This is a genomic window from Flavobacterium endophyticum (assembly GCF_003634455.1).
Classification (GTDB): Bacteria; Bacteroidota; Bacteroidia; order Flavobacteriales; family Flavobacteriaceae; genus Flavobacterium; species Flavobacterium endophyticum.
Window position 1 is genome coordinate 99,925 of the sequence record NZ_RBLC01000004.1, and the last position, 26,141, is coordinate 126,065.

A 26,141-nucleotide genomic window follows, 5' to 3' on the forward strand; every position below is an offset into this window, starting at 1 on the left:
GCAGAAAATAATTATGAAATACGAAGAAATAATCATTGAAAAAAGAGAATATGAATTGCTAAGACAGATTATCTCTAATGCAGATCATAATAAAGACAAAACCTATAAAGCTTCGATCGAAAAATTAACTGATGAACTCAAATCGGCAACGATTATCAATAACGAAAACATGCCGATAGAAGTTGTCCGATTTAATTCGATTGTAACAGTACAGATGCCTTTTGGCGAACCTAAAAGTTTCCAAATCGTGACGCCAGATAAAAGCGATATCTCAAAAAATAAATTATCCATCTTAGCGCCCATGGGACTTGCTTTATTCGGATATGCTGTTTCTGATGAAATCATGTGGCAGTTTCCGTCTGGTATCAATGCCATCAAAATTTTGAACGTTGAACAGCCGGATGCTTTGCAAAAAGAATAGTTTATGAAAAAAGAGGTAATCAAAGTACATCAGGACCAAGACGATCTGCAGAAATTTTTTATCAACAGAGATGTAGATCGATGGAACGATGAAGTGGCTATTATAGAAGAAGAAATTGTTTTATTTTCTAATTTGTTAGGCATCAAAAATGACAAATTATATTCCAATATTATGGAGAGAATGAACGAGTTTAAGCTCTATAATCTAGCTTTTCAAGAAGAATTAATCGCCTATGACCGAAAATTAGAAGTATTGAAAGAATGTGAAGACCTTCAATGTGAAACTTTTTTCCTGAACTCACATAATGAATTCAAAGAAAAAATTGAAGCTCATTTTTATCAATACAGAAATTTCAAAAAGACAGTCTTTTCTGTAATCAATAATAAATAGTTTTTAATTGAATTAAAGTAATTGAGAATATACATGATTATTAAGTAAATTCGTTTGAGACAATTACTTTTTTAAAACACCGGTTTACCCAACCGGTGTTTTTATTTTATTGGATTTCTCCCAAAAGAATGCTCCAGATTTCCTTTCTTTTGCTGCCGAAAGATTTTTCTTCTGGATAAAAATATATCTTTTGCTGTACGTTTTTTTGCAATGTTTCTTTATCTCGAGAAATTGTCAACGCATACGAAGCTGTCCAAAAATTACTTGATGTTGCTTCTTTTTGAATATTTTGTAGTTCAAATTTTAGTCCTTTAGAAGCTATCTTCTCTAACAATTTTTCTATTGTAATTTTATCAGAAGTAAAGAAGTCGGAAACCAGGACGTTCTCTTTAAATAAGGAATAAATATTTTGTTTTACTTGTTTTTGTAAAGCTTCTGAAGAATTTTTAGAAGAATAGATTTCTAAAAATTGATAAAAATCTTTCACTTTCAAAAAAGAATTTTCTTCATACGCTTCTAGAACATTCACTGAAAAATTAGCTTTTATATCGCTTTTAATCATATTGTTATTTGCCTCTTGCGCAATAAGGCAATTGCAAAAAAAGAAGGCTATGACGACAAAATATCTCATTGTTTGATTCTTATAAATTCTATTTTTCCTGCTTCATTGTTTTTTATTTCCAAAATCTGCATTTTTTTCAATGATTCGGTCGGAACAATTAGCTTTTCTGAAAATTCTTTTTTGTTGAAATACTCGATTCCCAAATCATTTTTGAGTATTACAATTACTTCTAAGTCTACGGATAAAATTTTATCTAATTGAATTTTTCTCGTTTCCCAATCCTTGATGTCTGATTTCATAAAAGCTTTGAGCATCATCGCATAATCATCCGGCTGCAATAAAATTTCGTTTTTTCCAGAAACCTTAGCAATTTCTACTTCTTGTTTTTTATAATACGGACTTTGAATAACAACTTTTGTTTTTTCATCTTTAAGCTCGACTTCTATTTCGGCATTTTGAATGGGAACTTCAACTTTTTTGTTATTTTCGATCGTATAGGCTTTTACTTCTTTTGTTGAAATAGTTTCATTTGTAAATTGATTCTTTAATTGGAACTTTTGAGTCGTTTTTTTCTTGGAATATAAAAGAAGTCCAGCAATAGTTGAAGCAACTACAATTCCAACGATGATAAAATAATTTTTATTGCTTTTTTTAGGCAATTTTATTTTTTCTTCAAAAGCCACTTCCCTATTCTTAAAAACAAATTCATCCCAACCAGAAAATCCAGAAAATTGACTTAAGATGTCTAACATATCTTTTCTAGGCAATTTTGAATTTAGCTCTGGTTTCAAATGAGTATAAATCCATTTTTCGCTGATGCTTTGCTTTGTTTTCTCGCTTATAGACTCAATCAGATTCTGGATATCTTGTGAAGAAAAGCTTTTCCAATTTCCTTGAAAATAAGGGTACTGTTTCTGATAGGTCAAAAGCACTTCTTGTTTTAAAAATTGGAATAGTTCTAATTCGGACATCAATAAAAATAGGTTCAAATGTAGTTTGAAAGATATAAAAATCTACTGTAAATCTACTGTAAAAGATTGTAAAAAGGTTACAGCCAAAGGAAAGTGGTTTTGCCAAACTTGATTTTAGATCTCGTTGTAATCTTGCGACATAAACTTTAAATAACAATCAAGATGAAATTAAAAATCACTGCCGCTAGCCTTTTATTTTTTGGCATGGTCTATTCTCAACATGGCGCTAATCAGTTGTATGAGAATCAAAATTCCTATAATTATAAAAACGTAGGCATTGTTCAACAAAATGCAGGAAAGGTCGTCTACAATTCAGAAGGAGTTACGTATAAAATCAATATTTTGAATAATGTTATACCTGATTCTTATGTAGTTACTCTCGGACTTAACGAAGAATCTTTATCCGTAAAAGATTGCAATGCAAAGATTAATAAACGGTTGGATGGTTTTAAAAACGCCCTGAAAAAGATGGGAATTAAGGAAGATGAAATTTTTATAGATTTTATCTCTCAAACAAAAATTTACGACTATAAATCAACTTCAACATCGAATCAAGTTAATGTAAGTCAGGTCGATAAAGGATTTGAAATTAAAAAGAATATCATCATTAAGCTGAAAGAAATAAGCTTCTTTGACAAGGTGATTGATCTGGCTTCGGAACACGAAATTTATAATATCATAAAAGTAGATTATAAAAAAAGCGATACCGAAAAAATCTATAATGAAATGCTTGTGCAGGCAAATGAGCTTTTAAAATCCAGAAGCAAAATTTATGATACATTCGGGAAAAGAGATTTTGAAGATGAACCGCAACTTTCGATCAATTTTTATAGCATCCAGCCTGGAAAACAGTACAAAAATTATACTGCCTTTGAAAGTTCCGATGTGAGCTATTATAACGACTATTACAATTCCAACAAAGTATTAGTGAGGCAAGAACAGCGAAAAAGCAAGACTTTTTATTATGATGGCATTGATCCTGATTCTTTTGACATAGTCATGAATTCTGAGTCTCCGATTGTCAGTATCCAATATGTAATGGAATTTAGTATTACTTATAAAACGAAGAAAAAGGAGGAGAAAAAAGACAAAGAGGAAAACAAAAAAATATACCATATTATTACGCCTAATGGAGATGTAAAAACATTAGATTTAAAAAACTAGATAAAAAAACAGCTTCAACCAATTTTGATTGAAGCTGTTCCAACAATTAAATATTTAAATCAAAATTATAATCTTCCGTTCTTGATTTCTTCAACGATTTCAGGATTCAGCAATGTTGATGTGTCGCCAAAATTAGAGAAGTCACCTTCGGCAATTTTTCGAAGAATTCTTCTCATGATTTTTCCAGAACGCGTTTTTGGCAGTCCAGAAACAAATTGAATTTTATCTAATTTTGCAATCGGTCCGATATGCCCCGAAATGTGCTGATTGATTTCATTTGCCAAATTGGCTCGGTCTCTCGACTCTCCGTATTCTTTCAAGATGATGAAGCCATACAAAGCATTTCCTTTGATATCATGCGGAAATCCTACAATAGCAGATTCAGCAACTGCCGGATGTTCGTTGATAGCATCTTCGATCGGTGCTGTTCCAAGGTTATGTCCGGAAACGATAACTACATCGTCTACACGACCCGTAATCCTGTAATAACCTACTTCGTCTCTTAAAGCACCATCGCCCGTGAAGTATTTCCCAGGGAAAGCGGTAAAATAAGTTTCTTTAAATCGCTGATGATCGCCCCATATTGTCCGTGCCATTCCCGGCCATGGAAATTTGATACAAAGGCTTCCTACGACTTGGTTGTCTTCAATTTCATTACGCTTTTCATCCATCAATACGGCCTGAACGCCAGGCAAAGGAAAAGTAGCATAGGTTGGTTTTGTTGGCGTTACAAAAGGCAATGGCGAAATCATGATACCTCCCGTTTCCGTCTGCCACCACGTATCAACAATCGGGCATCTTTTCTTTCCTACATGATTATTATACCAGTGCCAAGCTTCTTCATTGATAGGCTCCCCTACTGAACCGATAACTTTCAATGTAGACAAATCGTGTTTTTCCACCCATTCGCTATTTTCTTTAGCCAAAGAACGGATTGCCGTTGGTGCTGTATAAAATTGCGTAACTTTATGTTTGTCAATTACATCCCAGAATCGTCCGAAATCTGGATAAGAAGGAATTCCTTCAAAAATTACAGTAGTCGCACCATTTAATAACGGACCGTATAAAATATAAGAATGCCCTGTAATCCAGCCAATATCAGCGGTACACCAATAGACATCGTTCTCTTCATAATTGAAAATATTCTTGAAGGTATAGGCCGTAAAAACCATATATCCGGCAGTAGTGTGCAACATTCCTTTTGGCTTTCCTGTAGAACCTGAAGTATAAAGAATAAATAAGGGATCTTCTGCATCCATGATTTCAGCTACGTTGTTAGGAATAGCTTCTTCTAATAAAGGCTGCAGCCACAAATCACGGCCAGTTTTCATATTGATTTCAGCATGAGTCCTTTTTACGACAAGCACTTTTTCTACTGATGGGCATTTTTCAAGGGCTTCGTCAATAATTCCTTTAAGGTCAATAGATTTGTTTCCTCTATAACCGCCATCGGAAGTGATGACCATCTTGCATTGCGAATCGTTAATTCTTGATGTAACCGCTGAAGCGGAAAATCCTGCAAAAACAACAGAATGTATCGCTCCTATTCGTGCGCAAGCTAAAACAGAAACAGCCAATTCGGGAATCATAGGAAGATAAATACAAACTCTATCCCCTTTTTTGATGCCTTGCTCGCGAAGAACATTGGCCATCTTTGCAACTCTGTCGTATAATTCATTATAGCTAATGTGCTGTGCTTCTTCTTTCGGGTCATTTGGCTCGAAAATAATAGCTGTCTTATTGCCTCTTTTCGCCAAATGCCTGTCAATACAGTTTTTAGTAATATTAACTTTCGCGTTTAGAAACCATTTCACATCGGCCTCCTGCATGTCAAATTCCACCACCTTGTCCCATTTTTGGTACCAAGTGAAATTTTCATCCGCAATTTTATCCCAAAATTTTCTAGGTTCGCGGATGGATTTATTATAGTGCTTGAAATATTGTTCAAGATTTTTGACTTGATAATAGCTCATAATCGTAAGGGAATTATAATGTGTATTGAATAAATGTAAATATACTAAACATTGTCCTAACTGTATATGTATTTATGCAAAATAGATATACATTATTTTACTCTTTTTCAAGAAGCAAATTGACCTGCTCTACTAGTTTTTTGACAGAAAAAGGCTTGGTCATATAGAGATCGGCGCCAAGCGAAAGGCCTTTTTCAATATCCTTTTCTTTGTTTTTGGCAGAAAGGAAAATGACTTTGGTGTCTTTTAGTTTTTCTTCTTTTTTAATCTGTTCTAAAGTGTTGTAGCCGTCAACATTCGGCATCATGATATCAAGGATGATAATATTAGGCTGGGCTGTCTGCAGGATGTCGAGAGCTTCTTGTCCGTCTCGGGCGATAAATACTTCAAAATTGTTTTTCTTAAACGTATATTCTAGCGACATGACAATATTAGGCTCGTCATCTACAATCAATATTTTTTTCATGGCAATGGTTTTATTCTTTCGTGTATTTTGGAATCGTAAACAGTATTTTGGCTCCTGAATCTAATGCATTTTCAGCCCAAATCTTTCCTTGATGGTGTTCAATTATTTTTTTGCAAATCGCTAATCCTAAGCCACTTCCGATAGGTTTCTTAATGTTTTGGTTTTGCGACTGATAGAACTTGTCAAAGATGGCTTCGAAATCATTTTTGTCAATTCCTTTACCGTTGTCTGCTACAGCAACCTCAATATACTTTTCGTTTTCCTTGATAAAGATAGTAATTATTCCGTCTTGGTTCGGACAGAATTTGATGGCATTTGAAAGCAAATTATGAAGTACTTGTATAATCCGATCCTCGTCATAATACGCCTTGACGATATTTTTCTCCGAAACAATATCTACTTTGATATTCTTGTTCTCGATAAGCTGGTTCAGCTGCTTTACCGTTTCAGAAATGGTATGGTAGATATTATTACGGGTGACGTAGATTTTCTGTTTTCCTGAATCAAATTTCTCCAAATCTAATATTTTGGAAATCAGTCTATTTAATCTGTCTGATTCCGAAATGATATTTTGAAGAAATTGCTTTCTCATTTCTTGCGGAATCTCGTCATCATCATGGAGAATCTCTGTCGCAGCGCGGATTGCGGTTATTGGCGTTCGCAATTCGTGCGAAATCGTATCCAAGAATTCGTCTTTTTGCTTGTCTTTTATTACCAAGTTTTCGTTCGCCATTTTCAACTGTGCGGTAATCGCTTTTAATTCGCGTGACGTTTCGGTAAGTTTCTTGTTAATGATAATGTTTTCCTTCGATTCTTCTAAAATTTTTAGAACTTCGGGCAACGTAATTTTTTCCTCCTTGACTACACTGGCAATCAATATCTTCGCTGAAGCCGTTCCGATATGTCCCGTCAATAGGTTTTCTGCAAACTTGATAAGCCTGGCATCTGCAAGTTCTTGGTTTTTGTCGATGTTATATTTAAGGCTAAAAAGATTCAAAGCTCTCTTGGTACGTTCTTCGCCCAAAAAGCGTTTTAATACTTTTTGAATATCGCTGATGTAAGCCGTTCCTTTCCAGATAAATGCATTCTCATGCATTGTAATATATTTGTCAATGTCCACGAACATTTCGGCATAATTGCGTTCCCTATAATTGCCTTTAAAACTTACAGAAACTGCCAAATAAATCAAGCAGTTAAACAGTATGCTCCAGAACAAAGCTTGTGGCACTGGGTCTAGATAATCAATTCCGAATAATTGGAAAGGCTTTAATAACTCGATTCCGAAAAGACCATTGGTAATAAAACTGTTATCAAAATTGGTAATTCCGATGGCATACGGAACTAATAGTGTGTAACCGCAGATAAAAAAACCAGCAATCATTCCAGCAATTGCTCCGTTTCTTGATCCTCTTCTCCACAAAATAGCGCCAAAAAATGCAGGTGCTAGCTGCGCAATGATTACAAAAGAAACCATTCCTATAGAAAACAGATTGTATTCCAACACAAAAATCCTATAAATAAAATAAGAAAGAATAATCAGCAGAAAAATACCGACTTTTCGAATCTGCACGATTTTTTTGGTATTTGTTTCTTGGGAACCGCTTTGCAATCGTCCTAAAAATCCATAGGGAATTAAAAGATTGTTACTGAGCATCGTAGATAATCCTATGGAAGAAACTACGATCATGGAAATAGCAGCTGAAAATCCTCCAAGAAATACCAATATGGTTACGACTTGGTTATTAAAAAACTGCGGAATCAATAACGAATAAGTATCTGGATTGACTGTTTTACCTTCAAAAAGAATATTGCCACCCCATGCCACAGGATAGACAAAAATATTGAACAGCAGCAAATACAGCGGGAAAAGCCATACCGCTGTTTTGATATGATTTTCACGATTATTTTCGACGACTGACATCTGAAACTGTCTCGGCAACAAGAAAATAGCAAAAAGCGAAAGCACGCAAAGGAAAAACCAGTTAATGGCTTGCGGAATCCCTCCTATCGTATTTTTTTCTTTAAAATTTTCCAAAACACTGGCTTGGGCATAAATATCTTCAAAACCATCAAACACAAAAAAAGTGACATAAATTCCCAGGAGAATAAAGAAGAAAAGTTTTAAGATAGATTCCATCGCAACAGCGGTCACGATACCTTTCCTTTTTTCAGAGGCATCAACATAGCGTGTCCCATAATAAGAAGCAAACAAAGCCAACGCTATTGCTACATAGGTAGTCGTATCGCTAAAAATATTTGACTGTGAAGAAGTCTTGCTTACTATATGAAAGGTCTCTGCAATGGCTTTTAATTGCAAAGCGATATAAGGCAGGATTCCAAAAATACTGATCAATGTTACCAATGCGCCTAAAAAACGGCTGTTTCCGTAGCGGAGCGAAATAAAATCGGCAATGCTTGAAATCTTATTGACTTTTGAAATGCGGATGATTTTCCGAAGGATAATAATCCAAGCGGGAATGATAATTATCGGCCCTACATAAATTGGAAGGTAATTTAATCCGGATGTAGCAGCAACTCCAATACTTCCGTAATACGTCCAAGCACTGCAATACACAGCGAGTGATAACGTGTAGACATATGGATTGTTAGTCCATTTTGTATTGCCTTTTTTCTCTGCCCAATGTGCAATCAAAAAGAGCAAGCCCAGATAGACTGAAAGAATTAGTAAAAGTCCGAAGCTACTCATAATATCTTTTGATTACGAGAAGAGAAATTAAAATCGAAAAAAGCCACAGAGAAAAAAAATAAATATAAATCAGAGGAATCCCTCCTATTGATGATGCGCTGTCAAACAACAGCATCAATGGCATGTTGAAGCCTAGCAATAGGATTAGCGAAACAATGATTAATTTTTGTTCGTGTCGTTTTTTCATACACAGGTAATGATAAAAAGCAATAGCCCTTGAGGAATCCCAAGAGCTATCGCCTTATTAAAAACTATTATTATTTTCTTTCGTCATATTCGCCAGTAAGGGCATAATACCCAAAAGTTCCCAGTCCCAATACAATCAATGGAGTCAGTACAAAAAGGATAATGATCCCGAATACCAAGTCTTCCTGCTTGTCAGAAACGAATTTAGGGTAGCCAAACTCAAAAATACAAAAATAAGCTGCGGCTGCGGCCAAGGCCAGCCATATTATTCCGAGAAATCTTTTTAATGCGTTCATATTTTTAGTTTTTTATTCGTTTTCGATATTGTTTTTTCTTTTCAAGTAGACCATTCCGATACAGAAACTGATAGCAGCGATTACAATCGGATACCATAATCCTTCTAGATAAAATTGAGGATCGCCATTTTCTTTAGCGTTGGTAACAAAGTAAGTCGATATGGCGGGAAGCAGTCCTCCAAAAATTCCGTTACCGATATGATAGGGCAGCGACATCGACGTATATCGAATCTTCACAGGGAACATTTCTACCAAGAAAGCGGCAATCGGGCCATATACCATCGTCACAAAAATGACTTGTATAAAAATAAGAAAAATAAGCGTCCATTTGTCGGTATCATTAATGTTTACCGTGGTTTTTGTATCTGATTTCACAGCTCCGTTATCATCAAGAACAGGTTGTCCGTCATGAAGATGGATCGTTTTCACCTGAGTCCATTTGGTTCCGTCTGCAAATTCTTTGGTAGCGGTATAAATCGAATCCAATTGCTGATGGCTATTTTCTTTAGTTATGGCTACCAGCTTTGCTTTGTCAACAATTTCTGTCTTTAGGCTTACATCTGTCGTTTCATACATCATTTTGTAAATCGGTCTGTAAAGCAATATTGCGCAGAGCATTCCCAACATCATGATGGCTTTTCGTCCTACCTTATCACTCAGCCAACCAAAGAACAAGAAGAAAGGCGTTCCGAATAATAAAGCGAGACCCAGTAAACCATCGGCTTGCGAAGAATCAACAAACATTACCGTTTTCAAGAAACTCATGGCATAAAACTGTCCGGTATACCATACGACTCCTTGTCCCATTGCAGCACCAAATAAGGCCAGCAAGACAAATTTCAGGTTGTATTTATTCCCAAAACTTTCTTTCAACGGATTGGTACTTGTTTTTCCTTCGGCTTTCGCTTTGGCAAAAACAGGCGACTCGTCCATTTTCTTTCTGATAATATAAGAAACAAATACCATCAAGATAGATACCCAGAAAGGCACTCTCCAGCCCCATTCGTCAAATTGCTCCGGAGTCAATACGCTTCTTGTCAAAAGGATAACCATCAAGGAAATAAACAATCCAAAAGTTGCTGTAGTCTGAATCCAAGATGTCCAATAGCCACGCTGACCCAGCGGTGAATGTTCCGCTACATAAGTTGCCGCACCTCCATATTCACCACCAAGTGCCAAGCCTTGCAATAGACGTAACACCAATACTAAAAGCGGTGCCATAAAGCCGATACTTTCATAACTAGGAACGCAACCAATCAAGAAGGTAGCCCCTCCCATGAGCAAAAGCGTAACCATGAAAGTATATTTACGGCCGATCAAATCGCCCAATCGTCCAAAGAATAAAGCTCCAAAGGGACGCACCACGAAACCTGCAGCAAAGGTGGCTAATGTGGATAGAAAAGCAGCAGTAGGGTTGTCTGCGGGGAAGAACTTGGTAGAAATAACCACGGCTAGACTTCCAAAAATGTAGAAATCATACCATTCGATCAAGGTTCCCAGCGAGGAGGCTGTGATTACTTTCCAAATTCCTTTTGTAGATGTTGTACTCATATAAAAATAGTTTTTAGTTTTTATAAATAGATTTGCAATTGAACGATAAATTCGCCTTTCTGCCCTTCGATAGTATCAGGCGAAGTATAAACAGGACGTGTAGAATATTGTGTGGTTACTTTTGCATGATGTCCGTCGATAAAGAAATTTGCTCCGATATCAAACTGACTGCTGGCTTTGTCTAAGGCTTCGAAATTTTTATAGGTATACGCTCCAAAAGGCTGGATTCTTACTTTTGGCTTTTCTTGCGCAGTCGGTAATAAAAAACCAGCTTGCGTATACCAAATATTTCCAGTTCCCATCATCGCTTGGAGATTTCCAGCACCGGCAAGCGCTCTGTCTCCAGTAAAATCTGGATCGGCAGAACCTACGTTCATAATACCTAAATTTCTAAGATAATTTGGACCGAAATCATAATTATAGAATACGCTATAAGCCGTCAAAGCCATTTTGTTTTCTGGCTTGCCGATCGGCATGTCAACGAATACATCAGCAGAAAGCAACGTAATATCGTGCTTATCAATATTTCCTGCTACAGAAGTCTGCGTAGCGTCTGGAGCGTTGTAAAATCCTGCTCCTAAATTGAACACTTTTTTAGTTCCTAGATACGAACCTACTTTATACGGCAAAACATTCGACTCTGTGTCTAGGAATTGATATTCAAAATAACCTGCTTTAGACCATTTGGTATTTCCGTTGTTATCTACGGCAACCGCTAAATCAGAAGATGCTACATCTACGGGAGCAATATTGGTCGCATATGGTTTATTGTAGCTTACGCGGTACTCGAATTTGCCATATTTCCCTTTTGCGAAAAGTCCCATCTGACGTGCAAACTGATCTGAGTTTTCAATAAGCGGCCAGCTAAAAATAGGTGAATCGATAGTCAAAAAATTTAAAGTAGAAGCCATTGTTAAACGTGAAAGTCCCATGTAATAATGCAATCCTCCACCAAGCGAAAGACTGAATTTTTTATCAGCTTCTGGCAGTACTATCGCATATTCATTCCATGCGTCATGAAAAAATAATCCTGGCTTTTTGCCTTGTCCATACCCTCCGGTTCCAGTAGTACCAGCTGCTCCTCCGTTGGTAAAAGTCTGGTTATTGATTCCGAAATGGGTCACGATCATATAGCGTTTTGAAAGCTGGGCTTGAAGTAGTATTCGAAGCCTGCGGTTTCCGATATCGGTACTGGTAGTTGCTTCTTCGCCATTAATCATTGTTCCGGGGTTCATTTCTGAAGAACGAAACCAGATTTGGTTCCACGCCAATACTCTGAGGTATTTTGAGCCTTCCTCGTTCAAGTTGAATTTGAGACCGCTACCATAATCGGGAGCGCCTTGCGAATAACCATTCAGGGAGGCCGATAAAACTACTGCAATCAAAAAAAATCGTTTCATAATCTAGTTAGTTTATTGTGTTAATACTTCGCTTATTGGAGTACCAAATTCAATAATTGAAACGATGAAAAAAATATAGATATATATAATTGTAAAGTGGTATAGCTAATCTTTGAAACGCTCCCATTTTATGAGCATAAACTTATCCCCTAGCTCGGTAATAATCATTCCTGCACCTGACAATTGTTCTTTGTTTTTAAGAAACTCAACTAACTCTAAATGACTGTATATCTTATAAGTAGGATGATAATCTGCATGAGATGGTTTTTTGACTTTAAACTCCTTGATCCAATTGCTGACGGTTACATGCGACACGCCTAGAATTCTTTCAATTTCCCTAAAACTTAGCCCTTCAAGATAGAGCTGAAGTGCCTTGGTAACATAGTAGTTATCTATCTTTTTGCCGATCTTATTAACAGTAAAATAATAATTGCATTTTTTACATAAGTACCGCTGTCTGTCTTTGATGACACCACTTTTTACAATTTCATTCCGTTGGCATTTTGGGCAGGCTAAAATCTCCATGTATATAAATTTTGCATAAATATACTATTTTAGCAAATATCAATAAAGAATATGATTAAAAAATTAAAATATTTTTACACACTATATAATTTTATTCTGAATTTCTTGATGATTCGTAAGCTTTTGCTCTCTTTATGTATATTGAAGTTTTTTGTAACAGAAAAACAAAAACTTTAGACCTTCAAAGGTTTTAAGAATTTAATAAGAAACAAACGAATATTGATGACTATCTTTGAATAAATCACATTCCAGAAATGCAAATTCGCAAAAAAGTAATTGGATTAAAATGGCTGAAGCTTGCCCTTGCCGCATCCTTAGTAGGATTTCTTGCTTCTCTTCTTGCCATTTCATTGAAACACGTTACAGAGCATTATGAAGAAATTTTCTTCAGGAGGACAGAAAAAAACAGCTTTCTGCTTTTGATACTCCCTTTTATAGGACTTTCTGTTATCTATTTTTTAAGGCTGTATCTATTCAAGAACAAAGAAAACAAAGGCATTAAGGAAGTTTTTGAAAGCACAAAGCCAGGCAAAAGCCTTCCTGCTTATAAAATTCCTTCCCATTTTATCAATGGTTTGATTACCGTCGCTTTTGGCGGCTCTACAGGTATCGAAGTTTCTACAGTCGTAGCTTCTGCAGCAGTAGGCTCGATTGCCCATTCCAAAGAAAGTTTTTTGAAGAAATACAAAACCGAATTAATTTGTGCTGGAGTAGCTGCTGGAGTGGCTGCCTTGTTTGCAAGTCCGATTGCCGGGCTTTTGTTTGCGTATGAAGTCATCTCAAAAAAATTATCCAAGTCTTTTTTATTTGTAGTTGCTATAGCCGTGGGCGTTGCAGGATTGTTTTTATTCTTTTTAGACGAAAAACCACTGTTTGCCGTAGGTCTTGAGCAATGGCATTACCATGCTATTCCTTATTTTATTTTGCTCGGAATTGTAGCAGGTCTGAATTCGGTCTATCTTACAAAATGTGTACTCAAGATAAAATCCTTGTTTTTAAAAATACAAACGCCGTATTACAGAGTTGTACTTGGCGCAGTAATTGTCGGAATTGGATTATTTGCCTTCCCTCAATTATTTGGTGATGGCTATCATACTGTAAAAGAAAACATTATAACATCCCATACGGCTATTCCCGCAGTTTCGGTGCTTCTGACATTGGCAGCATGTATACTGTTAAAACCTGTAATGACTTCTGTTACCTTGTCTTCTGGCGGCGATGGTGGCGTTTTTGCTCCTAGCATCTTTATTGGAGCCTTGCTCGGATTGTTGTTTGCTTTTGTATCCAATCGATTTTTTGATGCAGGTGTTATTCCGTTGAATTTTATGGTAATCGGAATGGCAGCCATGCTCAGTGCTAGTATAAGCGCTCCTTTTACGGCGTTATTTTTAGTGTGCGGACTCGTGGGAAGTTATGTCTTATTCTGGCCCATTTTGGTCGTTTCTTTAGTGTCTAGATACGTAGCTCAAAAGCTTTGTCCTTACACCGTATACACTTACGTCCAAAAAACCGTATGATGCCGATTCGAAAAATAAAACGCACTTATCGCAAGACAAGATATGTCCTATACAAAGAAACTCTTGTCGATTTCAGGGAACATTTTTGGGCCTTCATAGGCTCGTTTGTCGGAATGGGACTAATCGCCTATCTACAATATGGCAAAATGAACGAGTCGGATTTTGTGTTCTTGATCGGTTCTTTCGGAGCTTCGTGCGTTTTAGTTTATGGAGTCATTCAGAGTCCATTGGCGCAGCCCCGAAACTTAATCGGCGGACATGTGGTTTCTGCTCTGATTGGAGTCTCAGTACAGAAATTGGTTCCTGATCTTTTATGGATTGCTGCTCCCCTGGCTGTCTCACTTTCGATAGTGTTCATGCAGATTACCAAAACATTGCATCCTCCTGGAGGCGCTACGGCGTTAATTGCTGTTACAGGCGGTGCGCAGATCAAAGAGCTGGGATATATTTATGTCATTTCTCCTGTACTTAGCGGTGCGCTTATTCTTTTAATTGTTGCACTGATTTTCAACAACCTGACGCCCAAAAGGAAATATCCTGCCGTCCCAATCCTTAGAAAGCGAAAAAGAAAAAAGCTCCCAAATTAGAGAGCTTTTTAGTTTTATTTATCAACGCGAGTCCAATACTGCGTCCTTCCTAAGAGCGAAACGCCTATGTACCCCCGCACTTTTAGTTTGTTTGCACTTTCAAGCGTAATGTGGCATTTGTATTCTTTTCCGTTTTTAGGATCGAGGATTGTGCCATCTTCCCAAGTATCGCCGTCTTTGGTAAGGCCTTCAATAATTACCAGCCCTTTTATAGGCTTGTCTTTTTTAGCTCCTTTACACTTTTCACAGATTTTGTCTTCTTTGCCTTTTTCAAGGATTTCTAAAACCCTGCCATAAATCTTGTCATTTTTCTCATAAATTTCGACAATAGACTTGGCCGCTCCGGTTTCATCATCAAATGTTTTCCATTTTCCGGTAACTGTTTGGGATTGTCCAGATTGTATTCCCACGAATAGCAGAAAAATACCATATACTAGTAGCTTTTTCATTTTCCAAAACTATAACGGATTCCTACATTGATACCCACGCCGCTAGCATTTACGTATTGCGTCGGAATTCTTCGTGGTGAATTAGGATCTGGAGGTCCTTGTGTAAAAGTATCCGAAAAAATAAATTTCTTTTCGTTTACAGGCAGATCGGCTAGCTGTTGGCCCGGAACCAATACGGCATTCCCGTCTGTAACTGCTGTGGTTTCATATTTGGTTATTTCGGCTGACTTGCTTTTGATGCTTAAATTTTTAAATTCAAGCTCTCCAAAAACCTGAAGTTTTGGTCCAATAGGATACGTGACACCTACTGCACCTACAAAGCCAACGCTGAACTTAGATTCTACCTCCGATTCTGCATTAATATGTATATCGGTGCCCGCTCCGCCTCCATCGGTCTGGTTGGCCGTTGTTTCGATGTGTAATTTTCCTGCTGCTGGAATGATAAGTCCTATTCTAGCATAAGGATTCAGCTTGCTAAAAGCCGGTGTAAGATAGATAGCTGGAACAATATCGAGTCCTCTCAAATAAGCAATTTCTTCTGATTGTAGCTGTGGACTGGTAAATTTTCCGATGGTCTTGTCGTATCCAGAAAAGTAATTAAATCCGACCTCGGCTCCTACATAGGGATTGAACATATAACCTGCCGTGATGTTTGCCTTGAAACCGCCGCCAAGCGTACCGCTCAATGATTTTATCCTAGCGCTTCCATCCGGATTTATAGTAATATCCGTCGATTGCTGAATCATTGTCAGCCCATTTGGATCGGCATTATTAAACTCAGTCTTTCCTGATTCGGTAACATAACCCACGCCGCCGCGTATATAAAACTCTTGGGCATGGCTTTTCGCGCCTGTAAGCGCCATAAAAAGTGTACAAATTAGTAAGCTTACCTTTTTCATGATATAGATTTTAAATTAAAAGGAATTAGTTCTGCTCCTGTTAAGTCTTGGACAGGATGCATATTAAAGTTAGGCATTTTGAGCTAGAACAGTTCCTATTTTAGCCATACCTTAACAATTGGGACTAATCCTACAATCATGATTGGTCGTGACAAGCACTTATTTTCTCCAAAGATTTAAAATACTCTATGGCCTCTACTATCGCGTTATCAATAGGCTGATACTGGATTCCTAGGTGTGTGACTGATTTTCGATTGGTAAAAAAATTCACCAAAAAATAACGGAGCCCTTGAGCTCCGCTAATCACAATATACAAAATCTATGAAAATACTTTTAGAATCAACTATGGAATAGGCGTGAATTTTATAGCTGTTCCTCCACCCGCAGCCAGATTTATATCCAATATCGTAGTGCTGTTTACCGTTTTGGAAGACCTACTAACAGGATAAGGATTGGTCTTATAATCAGCTCCGTCTCCATCCGCATACACTTCTGCCTTATAGGACTTTCCAGAATCTAGGAAAGACAAAGACACTTTCAGCTTTCGAGCATCTTGGTTGGTAATAGAACCTAAATACCAGTTCTGTCCATCCCAATCTTTACGGACAATTGTAGTATATTCTCCTATTTTTGAATCGAGTACTTTGGTATCCGACCATATGCATGGAACTTCTTTTATGAATTTAAATTCAGGCTTGCCGACATAATTTTCCGGCAAGTCGGAAGCCATCTGCAACGGGCTAAAAAGAACAACATACAACGCCAATTGATGCGCGAGCGTAGTCAGCACTTTTGCTCCAGCCGCTGTTTTATAATCAAAATCAAAGTTGCCTGGCGTATAATCCATCGGACCAGAAAGCATTCGGGTAAAAGGCAACGTAACTGTATGTGCTGGCGTATTGCCTCCGTCTGCAGACCAGGCATTGTATTCTTGCCCCCTTCCCCCTTCTTGAGTCATAAAATTTGGATAGGTACGCTGTAATCCTGTCCCTTTTACAGGCTCGTGGTTGTCGATCATGATATGGTATTTGGCCGCAGTCTCGATTACTTTTCTGTAATGGCGGACGCCGTATTGGCTGTCGTGCCATTCCTTTTTATCCAAATATTTGTTTACGTAACCCGTCTTTACGGTATTGACACCCATCTTATTATACAATTTAAAAGCATCGTCCAATTGGCTTTCGTAATGCTTGGCAGCTCCAGCTGTTTCATGGTGGCCAATGAGACGGACGTTCTTCATCGCGGCATATTTACTTATTTCGTCAAGGTCAAAATCAGGATACGGTTTTACGAAACTGAAAGCAGTTCCGTCGGCAGTCCAATCGCCATCCCAGCCTTGGTTCCAGCCTTCTACTAAAACTCCATCAAGACCATTGTCTGCGGCAAAATCGAGGTATTCTTTAGTGTTTTTTGTAGTAGCACCATGTTTGTCGCCTTGTCCCCACGTATATTTTTCTAAGTGCATGCCCCACCAGATGCCTATGTATTTTGAAGGGGCTATCCATGAAATGTCTTTAATCCTAGAAGGTTCGTTCAAATTGAGCATCAATGTTGAAGTCACCAAATCACCAGGAGTCTTTCCTACAATTACGGTTCTCCATGGTGTATCAAATGGAGCTTGCGCATATACTTTTACGCCGTCTGCCCAAGGCACCAGTTCGCTTTTATACTGATTGTTTGGCAATTTTAGCAAGGTCATCGAGGCAAAATCTGTCAGGTTGGCTTCGTGTATTGCTACAAAAAGATTATTCTTGGTTTCAAAAGTAGCTGGCGTATTGATGGTATCGGTTTGGCTCATCGGAGTTTTTTTATAAAAGCTTTCATAATAGCTGTTATCAGAATGTACCGGAATTGACCAGACATCATTATCAAAAGGAAATGTGAACTGCGTAATCTCGTTGGAAATCTTCACTTTGTCCAGATTTGGCTGTTTCGGGAAAGAATATCGAAAGCCCAAGCCGTCGTCAAAAACCCTAAAGATGATATCGACCAGCCTTCCTTCTCCGTCTTTCAAGTGAATGATGAGCTCATTGTGATGATCTCTAATTTTTTTAAATTCTCCCCAAGGCTGTTCCCAAACAGTATCAGCTGTGTTGATTTCTGTGGCTACAACTTCAAAGCCTTCGGTCATTTTCCGGATGCCTTCAAATTCAAATCCTAATAAAGAAGGCTCGATTACTGACTTCCCATTAGAAGAAAATCGGTATTGTGGCTGTCCAGATTGGGTCAGATTAAAAATGAGCTCGTTATTTTGCCCTGGAGATTTTACGATATAGGTCTTTTTAGCACTGCAGGATATAAGCAAGATAGAAGCCAGGGCTATCAGGCAGAAACGGTATAGATTATTTTTCATTATTGAATTTTGCATTAATTTAGGTGCTTATTGAATTTCATTGAGTACCGCAGCGGCTTTATCAGGTTGCATGGAGACGAAATAATTAAAAGCAAGGTCGAGCTTGCGCTGGATGGCAGCATTATTTCTGTAGGTTTTTCTCAACGTATGGAGCCTGCTGATGGCACTGAAATAGTTTCCTGAATACTGGACTCCTGCAAATGTTTTTATCTTTTCGATATACGAATAACCGAATTCTACTGTCGGCTCAATCATGGTTCCTTCTCCGAAATCATTCCATGTAATGAGCTGCAAGTAATCTACTCCAGCATTTTGAGCCATCGAAAGCGTTTCGTCAAGCGTTGCCCCATTATTGTGATTGATGGTCCAGCCAATAGTTGTCGACGTACCTCCTTCTTCATAAAAATCATTAAAACCTGGATAGGCGCTTCCAAAAGCAACTCCTAGATTTGGAAGGTTGGAAGCATAAAAGCTGCTAAGTGAATTATTGTTTTGATACACCCAAGCAAATTCGCCAGAAGCGTTTGTACCTGCTTCGCCAGACTCGTTCCACAAAGTCAAAAAAGTAGGCTTTGGATTGAGTCCGCTAAAAGTACTTGTCCAAGCTGCAGGAGTAGTCAGCGTTATAGGACCAAAATTCAGCAACAGTGGACGGTTATTGATTTTTATGTAATTGGCATCGCCAAAATAATGGGTCTGCATATAGTTCATGTCTGTTTTGGCCGCGCCAGTTACTGTCGGAGCAAGTCCGGCATTTACAATATCGTTTAAGAAACGGTCTTCGTAAACGATGGCATATTCGAGGCCTACTTCATCGAGCATGTCAATAAGCTGTTCGGCGTTTTCCTTAAGTATTCTGTAATCGTTAAGGTTATACGTGCCATACCAGTCGATTAATATCCCGTCAATTCCGGCATATTTCATCAGCAGCAGATGGTTTTCGATGACCTCTTTGTCGCCAGAATGATACGGACCGATTAGCGGATAATAATGGGAAGCAATTTCCCTTCTTCCGTTGGCATCAACAGTATTCGGATTTTTGTTCGCCATGGTCCAATGATAGCCCCATTGGTTGTTGGGACTGCTTTCATTAGTTTCAAACCAAGGCATATAATGCATGTAGATTTTGGTATCGTTTGTCTTCGCCACCGCCACAGGAGCCAGAGGCTCTGAATCTGGAGGATTGGAATTGGAGTCGTCTTTGCTACAGCTCGACGCAAGAGTTACACTGAGAATGCTGATACATAAGGGCAATAGATATTTTTTCATCGTAATTCGATTAATTATTAAAAATGACAGCCTTCTATGACTAACTCAACACAGAAGACTGCCATTTGCCAACCTAATATCCGGGATTTTGGACTAAGTTTGAATTGGTAGCCAGCACCGTTGTCGGTATTGGATATATCGCTCTTGACGCTGGCGTAGCGCCTTTCTGCCACCATGGCTGGAAAAAGGTACCGAAACGAATATTGTCGGTTCTTCTTCTGCCTTCAAACGTAAACTCACGAAGCAATTCTTTATCGATAAAGTTAAGGTCGATAGTAGCTGGCATTTCTGTTCCGGCACGCGAAGTTATTTGCTGTACAAACGGAGCCGCAAGATCAGGCGAGCCTAATCGTACATAACATTCTGCCTGCATCATCAAGATTTCTGAATAGCGCATGAGTACCCAATCGTGATCGCGTTCCCACTTTTCGCCTGCTTTTATTTCGTATTTGCCCAGCCTTACGCCTTCGTTTTGTTTTGCATCTGTAAAATTCACGATGTCTTCTGTGTAGGTTAACGGCTGTCCGCTGTCCATGATGATGACTGAGCCTGTTGCCAAGTTGATCTGGTCGCCCTCTATCATACATTTTTTTCTTTTATCCGTATCTTGGAAACTAGAATACAATCCTGGCTGTCCGCAGATTCCGTTGGCGCTCCATGGATAATCTCCAGTAGCCGAAATCGTGAATCGGTGTAAGTAATGGCAGCTCATGGACGAAAGATAATTGCCTACAGTTCCTGCGTTCGAATCATACGGAATCGAAAGGATAATTTCGCTCGATGTCTGGTTCGTGGTAGCAAAATTGGCAAAGAAGTCTGTCGTTAGCGAATAGCCACTAATGTTTTGGCACATATTGATACAATCTTGCCAACGGGCAGTTCCAACAAAAGCTTCTGAATTCAAGTAAAGTCTCGCCAATAGGCCATAAACTACATTTTTAGTAAACTTTGAATAGACCACATTCGGACGTAAATGCGGCAATGCATCTAGCCATTCAGATTCCACAAAATCATACACTTCTTGTCTGGATGAATTCGATGGCAAAGACTGTTCTTCAAAATTGGTCACGATCGGCACGTTTCCGAACATGTCTAAAAGCAAATAATAATAGTAGGCTCTGATAGACTTTAATTCTGCATAAATCGGCACCTTGGCCTCTGCGCTCAAACCTGATTTATCAATCTGGTAGATGATCGCATTGATTTTTGCAATTCCCGAATAGCAGTAGCGCCATGCGGACAATATCATACCATTGCTCGCATCCCATGTATGTGTCTGTACTTGTTGGTATCTTCCGCCATCGTACCAATCGGTACCTCGGGTCGGAATAGTAGCCTCGTCTGAAGCCACCTCGTTCAAAAAGAATACATATTCGCAGGTCGGGAAAGAATTAGAAATTCCGTCGCTGAAGCCTCTCAAAGAAGAATAAGCCCCGCCTACAAGCGCTTCGATCTCGTTAGGAGTTGTTCCAAAATCATCATCCTCGACCCTATCGTATAGGTCTTCGCTCAAATCTGTACATGAAAAAGTAAAGAGAAGGCTCAGGAGTAATGCTGCTTTTATTTTGATTTTCATTTTAATTTATTTTAAGGTTATCAAGTTGCTTAATTCGTCAAGGTGAAATTAAGCCCGAATGAAATGGTCGTTGGCCTTGGATAGTTGTTGAATCGGTCGATACCAGGATTGGCTAATCCAGTCAGGTCGATTTCAGGATCTACACCATTATAATTGGTAAAGACAGCCAAGTTTTCACCCAACACGTAAAGTCTTAGTTTAGAACCTTTGTTTTTAAACGGTATCGTATATCCTATAGAAACAGTCTGCAGTCTGAAAAAAGAAGCATCTTCTATCCAATAGCTTGAAAATTTAGGTGCGGAAGTAATGCCGCTGCCCAAAAAACCGTCAGGAACATTATACGCTGGAAGGCGGTTCGGATCATACAGCATCATGTTTGTGGCATTCAGCACTTCTTGCCCGAAGCTTCCATAACCTGTAAATCCGAAATCAAAATTATGGTACGTAAAATTCATTCCCAAACCTAGCGTAAAGTCAGGCTGTACGTTGCCTATCGCCTTTTCTTCGGTACCTAAGATAAATTCTCCGTTTTCGTTCAAGCCAGAACTTTCAACACCCCAAAAAGTTCCTACAGGATAGCCTTCGGCAATAATCTGGGAGAATTGGTTTGACATTCCAGAAAGTCCGTGCAGAGAGCCACTGTAGATGGCTTCTGTTTCATAAATCTGGTTGGAAAGCTTTTCTATTTTTTGCTTGTTTTTTGCAAATACGACATTGGCATCCCAAGTAAACTTGTCTCTGTTGATGATGTTGGCGTTCAAAGTAAGCTCAACGCCTTTATTGGACAATTCTCCTACATTCGCAAGCATTGTTCCTACAAGATACGGCGGTTGTGGCACTTGGTAGGTGTATAACAAGTCTTTTGTCTTTTTAGAATAGATCTCAAGAGTTCCGGTTATTCTGTTAAAAAGCCCGAAATCAAGACCGATGTTTAGCTGTTCTGTAGATTCCCACTTCAAGTCTGGGTTCGGATTTTGTGTCGGCGAATACGCCAAGCTCCAAGTTCCGGTTACAGGGTCGTAATAGCTGTCTTGCCCCACTCCTAGTATGGAAAGCGACTTGTATTCTCCAATACCGTCTTGGTTACCTGTCACACCATATCCTGCTCTCAGCTTCAAGTTTGTAAGCCAATCTTGTGTCGAGCTCATGAAATCTTCTCCTGTAATTCTCCAAGCGACAGAAGCGGATGGAAAAACACCCCATTTGTTATTAGCCCCGAAACGGCTGGATCCGTCTCTACGGATAGTTCCCGTTACCATATATTTTCCGTCATACGAATAGTTCGCACGGCCGAAAAAGGAAACCAAATTGGATTTTCCTTTATACGAATACACATCGCCCAAACGGTAGTTGTACCCTGCTCCAAGATTGTTATAGCTAAAAAGGTCTGTTTCAAAGCCGCTTCGCTGTGCTCCAAAACCTTCGTAGATGTTTTCAAAAAAGGAGTAGCCCGCCAAAGCATTGATGCTGTGTTTACCGATTAGCTTGCTATAGCTGAGGTAGGTTTCGATTTGTGCCGTAGTATATTCGGCATAGGTCTTTTGGGCATAACCGCCTTCTGTCCTACCTTCCATTACTGCATAAGAAGGTTTGTAGGTACTTCCCTGCATTGCGTTATGTTCTAGCGATAAATTTACCGTAGCCTGAAAGTCGTTAAAGATCTGAGCTTCCGTCTTAAAATAACCCAATACACGGTGACGTTCATTATCTACAGTTCTGTTAGTCAATATCTCAACTGGATTTTCATAAAGCGTTCCTCCAACTGAAGTAAAATCGCCGTTTTCATCATAGACCGGAATTGTAGGATTCAAATTAAATGCTCTTTCGAAGATGCGATAATCTAGCGGATGCCATTTGTCGATATTGGCAAACAGCCCTGCATCAAACTTTAATGCTTTGTCTAGTGCATATTGATAGGTGCTGATATTAGCGCTCAGCCTTTCCAATCCTGTCGTTTTGATAACTCCTTCGCTATCAAAATACGATAAAGACGTACGAAGGCCGCTGGTTTCATTTCCTGATGAAATGCTCAATGTGTGCGATTGTGTTACGGCTGTCGGACGTTCTAATTCATCTTGCCAGTCGGTGTTTCCTCCATAATCGATAGCATCCGTCAGAGAGTTTTGACGCACATGGCTTCTCCATTGGTTGGCAGAAAGCATATCCAAATGGTTAGACGATTCGCTCAATCCTGTATAGCCGTTGTAAACAATAGACAAGCCTTTAGAGCCTCCTTTGGTCGTAATGATGATAACACCGTTAGCTCCTCTTGAACCATAAATCGCGGTGGCTGAAGCATCTTTCAATACGTCAATCGATTTGATGTCGGAAGGCTGTACCACGTTGATGTCTACTCCTGCTACACCGTCTACTACAATCAGCGGGCTATTGCTGGCCGTTAGCGAAGTACCGCCTCTTAATCGTATCGACCCGCCGTTACTCGGGTCGCCAGAGCCTCGAATAATCGTCAATCCCGCAACTTTTCCTTGAAGCGCCAATTCCGTTGAAGGAATAGCCCCTTTTACAAGATTTTCCGAAGTAACAGTCGAAATTGCTCCAGTAAGGTCTGACTTCCTCATGGTTCCGTATCCTACAGAAACGAGCTCGACAGCCTCAAGCATGTGTACGTCTTCTTGCATGTTAAGGATTAATGCAGAACCCGTAGTAGCATCCACGGTGATATTTTGGGTCAGGAAACCTATATAGGAAACTACGATGGTGTTTCCGAGAGTAACCTCCAGCACAAATTTTCCGTCAGAATCAGTCACTGTGGTATTGGTGGTGCCTGATTCTAGAACGGAAACACCCGGCAGTGCGCCGCCGGCAGAATCATAGATGGTACCCGAAATCAATTTTTTTCCTTGTGCAAACAGTCCTGCAGAAAGAAAAAGCATGAAAATCAGGAATACCAACGATTGGTTTGACCCGCATTCAGATTGGGCCGCTTTAGTATTTTTGCTATTCATTAGAATTAGTTTTAGTTGCTGTTAGTCGGTGGTTTTGAGAGGAATGTTGGTGTCAGAAATAGTCCTGTTTGTATTGTCTTTGACCAAGACATGGATCTCGCTCAGTCCCTGTACTCCGTTGAGTTCAGAAACCAGATTCACAAAACCTTTGATTTCGCTGGTACCGCCTGTAAATTCTCCTGTGAGGATACGGCTGCCCGCAGTAATTGTATAAATGAGCTTGTTTATTCCAGGTTCGTTATTTTTCCTGATGATGCCCAAAAAGTCTTTTTGGCTTAACTGCATCGGAAAGAATCGGAATTCCGGCGGTGGCGGCGGAATGTATTCTCCTGCATGGATAATCTGATCTGGAGTGGTTGCCGCCCAATTGTCTTTGACCATCAAAAAGACGATATTGTCCATCACATAGCCGTCTTCGGTGTTGTAATATTCAGACGGGATAAGATCCATTTTATAAAAACCATCGCCTAAATTTTTCAGCTTGGTCTTTTCCACGACATCTGGCAGCCAGGCTTGGTATTCTTGCAATACCGCCCAATTATTAAGTCCGCTATGAAAATGCACACTTGTCGCATCGGCAAACCCAGGAACCAAGTTTGAGTTAAATAAGATACTTAATCCTTTGTCTATAACAGGTGCTGTCGGATACGATCGGATCAGCTCATTGGCCGTATAAAAAGATGAAAAGCTAGTATAGGCTACCTGAGCCACGTCGCTCTGTTTGGTACCTGTCTTGTTTTTCAAACGAAACCAGAATCCGGCGCTTGCCGCAATGGCTTCAGCGGTTGTAGAAAAATAGGCTGTTGGCGTGAGCGTAAAGCTCCAAACCATATTGCCTTCATACGTAAGCTTGGCAAATTCAGAAGAGTTTTCCCAGTTGCCAGCATCAGGCTCGGTCGGCGACCAGATCCAAAGATACACATCGCTTTCAGGGGCAAATGTGGTGCTTGAAAGATCAAAATACCATGTAACTTGTTCATCGTATTTATAAATCACAGGATAGGATGAAATAGAAGCTATAGGACCAGCAGCTTCTTGCCCAATTGCTTGGCTTGGAGCCATCATGGCAATAAACAGCAATAGAAGTATAATTTTTTTCATATCGTTAATGGATTGCGCTTAATTTGAATAAATAGGACACAAAGGCAGTTCCGTTAGAAACTCGCGTCAGCTGGAATTCCATCTCTTCGTTGCTTCCCGGAACTGAGATAAGACGCAGCTCATCCTTCAGCTGCGTCTTGGCCGCATCGCTATACAGATAGATCAGTACTCCTTCGGCACGGGCCGGCTGGAAAGCGGCACTTAGTTTCCAATAGCCGCTTGGCGCGAACAACGGAGGCACGTCGCCTAGTACTTCATAAGTAGTAGGCTCCATTTTAGAGTCAACGGAAAATCGGATCTTGAAATCCTCATAATTAAAGAGTGTGCTCAAGTTTTGCTCAGAGGGTTCTACAGCATTTGACTTCGCAAACTCATCGACCATCTTCAGGCTCATCAGTCCCCACTCTCCGTTTACTTTTTCATATAAGGTAATCGGATCGGTAGGATTTCCGTCATCTGTTTCGTTGCATCCGAGCGCAAGAAAACCGACGAAAGCCAGCAGGTAAATAATTTTACATCTCATACGTTTTTTGGTTTTTTGTTAGTAGTATTATTCTTCAAAAAAGAATCATAACGAAGCTAGATGTTAAATTAGTCTTAAGAAAATGATAGGAGAAAAATCAAGGTTATAAAGACTACACATCTGAATTAACACTTTTAAAATCAATTATTTACAAATAATGAGTCAAAAAAAAATCAAGATGCTGTATAGGTAAAAAAGACCCTCTAAAACTTAAATTAATGACAATATGAAAATTAAAGAAGCTTATTTTTTTGGATAACACATATATATCCGCAATTTTTTATAGAAT

The 26,141-nt window shown here is 39.0% G+C and carries 22 protein-coding genes; 5 read left to right on the top strand and 17 right to left on the bottom strand.

Features of this window, described 5'->3' with window-relative positions; all coding sequences use genetic code 11:
• The first annotated feature begins 13 nt into the window (after nucleotides 1-13).
• Nucleotides 14-421: a GreA/GreB family elongation factor gene (locus CLV94_RS13565; RefSeq protein ID WP_121377039.1), complete on the top strand. Its 408-nt coding sequence runs from the start codon at nucleotides 14-16 to the stop codon at nucleotides 419-421.
• A gap of 3 nt (nucleotides 422-424) precedes the next feature.
• Nucleotides 425-811, top strand: a complete 387-nt coding sequence (locus CLV94_RS13570) for a hypothetical protein (RefSeq protein WP_121377040.1) — start codon at nucleotides 425-427, stop codon at nucleotides 809-811.
• Between the two features lie 106 nt (nucleotides 812-917).
• On the opposite strand, the gene CLV94_RS13575 is transcribed toward CLV94_RS13570, so the two are convergent.
• Together CLV94_RS13575 and CLV94_RS13580 are read right to left on the bottom strand one after the other, a co-directional pair.
• Nucleotides 918-1,442, bottom strand: a complete 525-nt coding sequence (locus CLV94_RS13575) for a hypothetical protein (RefSeq protein WP_121377041.1) — start codon at nucleotides 1,440-1,442, stop codon at nucleotides 918-920.
• Complete coding sequence (locus CLV94_RS13580) at nucleotides 1,439-2,344, bottom strand: hypothetical protein (protein ID WP_121377042.1); 906 nt, start codon at nucleotides 2,342-2,344, stop codon at nucleotides 1,439-1,441. Before CLV94_RS13580 ends, CLV94_RS13575 begins: the two co-directional genes overlap by 4 nt.
• Before the next feature lie 162 nt (nucleotides 2,345-2,506).
• On the opposite strand from CLV94_RS13580, the gene CLV94_RS13585 reads away from it, so the two are divergent.
• Nucleotides 2,507-3,508, top strand: coding sequence for an SIMPL domain-containing protein (locus tag CLV94_RS13585; RefSeq protein WP_121377043.1), 1,002 nt, complete (start codon nucleotides 2,507-2,509; stop codon nucleotides 3,506-3,508).
• A gap of 65 nt (nucleotides 3,509-3,573) precedes the next feature.
• Here the strand turns inward: CLV94_RS13585 and acs are convergent, their stop codons facing one another.
• The 7 genes from acs to CLV94_RS13625 form a co-directional block, all read right to left on the bottom strand.
• The gene (gene acs / locus CLV94_RS13590) at nucleotides 3,574-5,481 is read right to left on the bottom strand and encodes an acetate--CoA ligase (RefSeq protein ID WP_121377044.1); all 1,908 of its coding nucleotides are present in this window, start codon (nucleotides 5,479-5,481) and stop codon (nucleotides 3,574-3,576) included.
• A 97-nt stretch (nucleotides 5,482-5,578) separates the two neighbouring features.
• Nucleotides 5,579-5,947, bottom strand: coding sequence for a response regulator transcription factor (locus tag CLV94_RS13595; protein ID WP_121377045.1), 369 nt, complete (start codon nucleotides 5,945-5,947; stop codon nucleotides 5,579-5,581).
• Nucleotides 5,948-5,957: 10 nt separating this feature from the next.
• Nucleotides 5,958-8,654 (bottom strand): ATP-binding protein, encoded by a 2,697-nt coding sequence (locus CLV94_RS13600; protein WP_121377046.1) that lies wholly within the window; start codon nucleotides 8,652-8,654, stop codon nucleotides 5,958-5,960.
• A gap of 257 nt (nucleotides 8,655-8,911) precedes the next feature.
• Nucleotides 8,912-9,136 (bottom strand): DUF6814 family protein, encoded by a 225-nt coding sequence (locus CLV94_RS13610; protein WP_121377048.1) that lies wholly within the window; start codon nucleotides 9,134-9,136, stop codon nucleotides 8,912-8,914.
• Between the two features lie 12 nt (nucleotides 9,137-9,148).
• A complete protein-coding gene (locus tag CLV94_RS13615) occupies nucleotides 9,149-10,687 on the bottom strand; it encodes an MFS transporter (RefSeq protein WP_121377049.1) in 1,539 nt (512 codons plus the stop codon).
• A 20-nt stretch (nucleotides 10,688-10,707) separates the two neighbouring features.
• Nucleotides 10,708-12,087, bottom strand: coding sequence for a porin (locus CLV94_RS13620; RefSeq protein WP_121377050.1), 1,380 nt, complete (start codon nucleotides 12,085-12,087; stop codon nucleotides 10,708-10,710).
• A gap of 105 nt (nucleotides 12,088-12,192) precedes the next feature.
• Nucleotides 12,193-12,612, bottom strand: coding sequence for an IS1/IS1595 family N-terminal zinc-binding domain-containing protein (locus CLV94_RS13625; protein WP_121377051.1), 420 nt, complete (start codon nucleotides 12,610-12,612; stop codon nucleotides 12,193-12,195).
• 254 nt (nucleotides 12,613-12,866) lie between these two features.
• On the opposite strand from CLV94_RS13625, the gene CLV94_RS13630 reads away from it, so the two are divergent.
• On the top strand, nucleotides 12,867-14,129 hold the full coding sequence (locus CLV94_RS13630; RefSeq protein WP_121377052.1) for a chloride channel protein: 1,263 nt from the start codon (nucleotides 12,867-12,869) through the stop codon (nucleotides 14,127-14,129).
• Complete coding sequence (locus tag CLV94_RS13635) at nucleotides 14,129-14,716, top strand: HPP family protein (RefSeq protein WP_121377232.1); 588 nt, start codon at nucleotides 14,129-14,131, stop codon at nucleotides 14,714-14,716. The genes CLV94_RS13630 and CLV94_RS13635 overlap by 1 nt, the downstream gene beginning before the upstream one ends.
• A 14-nt stretch (nucleotides 14,717-14,730) precedes the next feature.
• Here the strand turns inward: CLV94_RS13635 and CLV94_RS13640 are convergent, their stop codons facing one another.
• The 8 genes from CLV94_RS13640 to CLV94_RS13675 all read right to left on the bottom strand — a co-directional run bounded on the left by CLV94_RS13640 (nucleotide 14,731) and on the right by CLV94_RS13675 (nucleotide 25,852).
• Complete coding sequence (locus CLV94_RS13640) at nucleotides 14,731-15,165, bottom strand: DUF2147 domain-containing protein (RefSeq protein ID WP_121377053.1); 435 nt, start codon at nucleotides 15,163-15,165, stop codon at nucleotides 14,731-14,733.
• A complete protein-coding gene (locus tag CLV94_RS13645; RefSeq protein WP_121377054.1) occupies nucleotides 15,162-16,064 on the bottom strand; it encodes an outer membrane beta-barrel protein in 903 nt (300 codons plus the stop codon). The genes CLV94_RS13640 and CLV94_RS13645 overlap by 4 nt, the downstream gene beginning before the upstream one ends.
• A gap of 343 nt (nucleotides 16,065-16,407) precedes the next feature.
• Nucleotides 16,408-18,417, bottom strand: a complete 2,010-nt coding sequence (locus CLV94_RS13650; protein WP_121377233.1) for a glycoside hydrolase family 97 protein — start codon at nucleotides 18,415-18,417, stop codon at nucleotides 16,408-16,410.
• A gap of 27 nt (nucleotides 18,418-18,444) precedes the next feature.
• Complete coding sequence (locus CLV94_RS13655) at nucleotides 18,445-19,686, bottom strand: glycoside hydrolase family 71/99-like protein (protein ID WP_121377055.1); 1,242 nt, start codon at nucleotides 19,684-19,686, stop codon at nucleotides 18,445-18,447.
• 73 nt (nucleotides 19,687-19,759) lie between these two features.
• Nucleotides 19,760-21,262, bottom strand: a complete 1,503-nt coding sequence (locus CLV94_RS13660) for a RagB/SusD family nutrient uptake outer membrane protein (protein WP_121377056.1) — start codon at nucleotides 21,260-21,262, stop codon at nucleotides 19,760-19,762.
• 29 nt (nucleotides 21,263-21,291) lie between these two features.
• A complete protein-coding gene (locus CLV94_RS13665) occupies nucleotides 21,292-24,228 on the bottom strand; it encodes a SusC/RagA family TonB-linked outer membrane protein (RefSeq protein WP_121377057.1) in 2,937 nt (978 codons plus the stop codon).
• Between the two features lie 21 nt (nucleotides 24,229-24,249).
• Complete coding sequence (locus CLV94_RS13670; RefSeq protein ID WP_121377058.1) at nucleotides 24,250-25,329, bottom strand: hypothetical protein; 1,080 nt, start codon at nucleotides 25,327-25,329, stop codon at nucleotides 24,250-24,252.
• A 4-nt stretch (nucleotides 25,330-25,333) separates the two neighbouring features.
• Nucleotides 25,334-25,852 carry a DUF5004 domain-containing protein gene (locus tag CLV94_RS13675; protein WP_121377059.1) on the bottom strand — a complete coding sequence of 173 codons (519 nt, stop codon included), beginning with the start codon at nucleotides 25,850-25,852 and terminating at the stop codon, nucleotides 25,334-25,336.
• Nucleotides 25,853-26,141: the final 289 nt, after the last annotated feature.